This is a genomic window from Streptomyces europaeiscabiei (assembly GCF_001550375.1).
Taxonomy (GTDB): Bacteria; Actinomycetota; Actinomycetes; order Streptomycetales; family Streptomycetaceae; genus Streptomyces; species Streptomyces europaeiscabiei.
Map to the genome: position 1 here is coordinate 1 of NZ_LRTR01000156.1, position 1,792 is coordinate 1,792.

2 protein-coding genes are annotated in these 1,792 nt (G+C 73.3%); both read left to right on the forward strand.

What is annotated here, in order from left to right; genetic code table 11:
* A partial coding sequence (locus tag AWZ10_RS07035; protein ID WP_208618458.1) for an alpha-glucosidase C-terminal domain-containing protein occupies positions 1-220 on the forward strand: 220 nt, incomplete at its 5' end.
* A gap of 93 nt (positions 221-313) precedes the next feature.
* The gene (locus AWZ10_RS07040; RefSeq protein ID WP_060890683.1) at positions 314-1,768 is read left to right on the forward strand and encodes a maltokinase N-terminal cap-like domain-containing protein; all 1,455 of its coding nucleotides are present in this window, start codon (positions 314-316) and stop codon (positions 1,766-1,768) included.
* Positions 1,769-1,792: the final 24 nt, after the last annotated feature.

Sequence of the window (1,792 nt, forward strand, 5' to 3'; positions counted from 1 at the left end):
GCCCTCGACCGAGGGCAACGGGGACGACCTGGTGCTGTGCGTCAACAACTTCTCCCGTTTCGCACAGCCCACCGAACTCGATCTGCGCGCCTACGAAGGACGCCACCCCGTAGAACTCATCGGCGGTGTGCGCTTCCCCGCCATCGGTGAACTGCCCTATCTCCTCACCCTCGCGGGCCACGGCTTCTACTGGTTCCGCCTGCGGAAGGACACCGTGTAAGCCCGACCGGAACCCCGGGCGGGCCGGTTTCTCCCGGCCCGCCCGGGGCACGCAGACAGGAACACCCCGCCACCGGGGAAAGGACGCGAGGCCATGTCGGAAGCCGCCACGCACCCCACCGCGCCAAGTCCTGCTCCACCGCCCGCCACGGAGCCGGCCCCCGCCGGGCTGCTCACCTCCCTGGAGCCGCTGCTGCGGGAGTGGCTGCCACGGCAGCGCTGGTTCGCGGGGAAGGGGCGGCCGGTCACCGGATTCAGTCTGGTGGCGGCCACCGAACTGCTGCCGGTGGCCGCCGCCAAGGCCGGGCTGCTGCATCTCCTCGTACGCGCCCACCAGCCGCTGGTGCCGTCCCAGGGGGCCCCGGCCCATCCCGGCGACTGCTACCAACTGCTGCTCGGCGTACGCGAGGCACTGCCGCCATGGCTGGCGCCCGCGCTGATCGGGCATGTGGCCGAAGGACCGCTGGCCGGGCGGACGGTCTACGAGGCGCTGCACGACCCGCGCCTCGCCGACGTCCTCCTGGAGGCGATGCGGGCCAGGGCGCAGGTCGGCGAGGTGCGCTGCGGGCGGGACATGCGGCACGACATCCCCGAGGGCCTGGTGCCGCGTGTGATCACCTCGGAGCAGTCCAACTCCTCGATCGTCTATGGCGATACGTTCATCCTGAAGCTGTTCCGCCGGATCGTGCCCGGGGACAACCCCGACCTCGAACTGCCGATGGAGCTGTCCCGCGTGGGCTGCCCCCGGGTACCCGCGCCGGTGGCCTGGATGGTGGCGGAGCTGGACCGAACCACCGGCGCCGACGGCCATCACGTCCTGGGCGTACTCCAGCCGTTCCTGCACGGCGCGGCGGACGGCTGGGAACTGGCGCTGAGCATGCTGGCCAAGGGCGAGGACTTCACCGCCGAGGCGCGGGCACTGGGGCGGGCGACCGCCGAGGTGCACACCGCGCTGGCGCGGGCCCTGCCCACGGTCACCCTGGGGCGGCCGCAACTGGAGTCGCTGGTCGACGGGATGACCGGACGCCTGGAGGCCGCCGCGCAGGCCGTTCCCGCGCTGCGGCCGTACGCGCCCGGTCTGCACACGGCCTTCGCAGCCCTCGGCGACCTGGCCGCCGAGGGGCGCGCCTGGACCGCCCAGCGCATACACGGCGACCTCCACCTCGGGCAGTGTCTCCGCTCGCCCTCCGGGGAGTGGTCGCTCATAGATTTCGAGGGCGAGCCGTCGAAGCCGCTGGCCGAGCGTCGGATGCCGCAGCCCGTCGCCCGTGACGTCGCCGGCATGCTCCGCTCCTTCGACTACGCCGCGCACTCCCTCCAGCCGTCGGCCGCCGACTGGGCGACCGCCTGCCGGGCCGCGTACTGCTCCGGCTACGCGGACGTCGCCGGGGCCGATCCACGTATGGATCCCGTACTGCTGCGCGCCTACGAGACCGACAAGGCCGTGTACGAGGTCCTCTACGAGGCCCGGCACCGCCCCGACTGGCTACCGGTGCCCCTGGCCGCCGTCCGCCGGCTGGCCACGGACCCCAACGCCGACACCCCCTGACACCGCCCCGCCCCCCCCCCCCCC

Bases quoted from the DNA above. Each gene is read 5' to 3' on its own strand.
- AWZ10_RS07040 (WP_060890683.1), top strand. From the start codon at position 314: ATGTCGGAAGCCGCCACGCACCCCACCGCGCCAAGTCCTGCTCCACCG.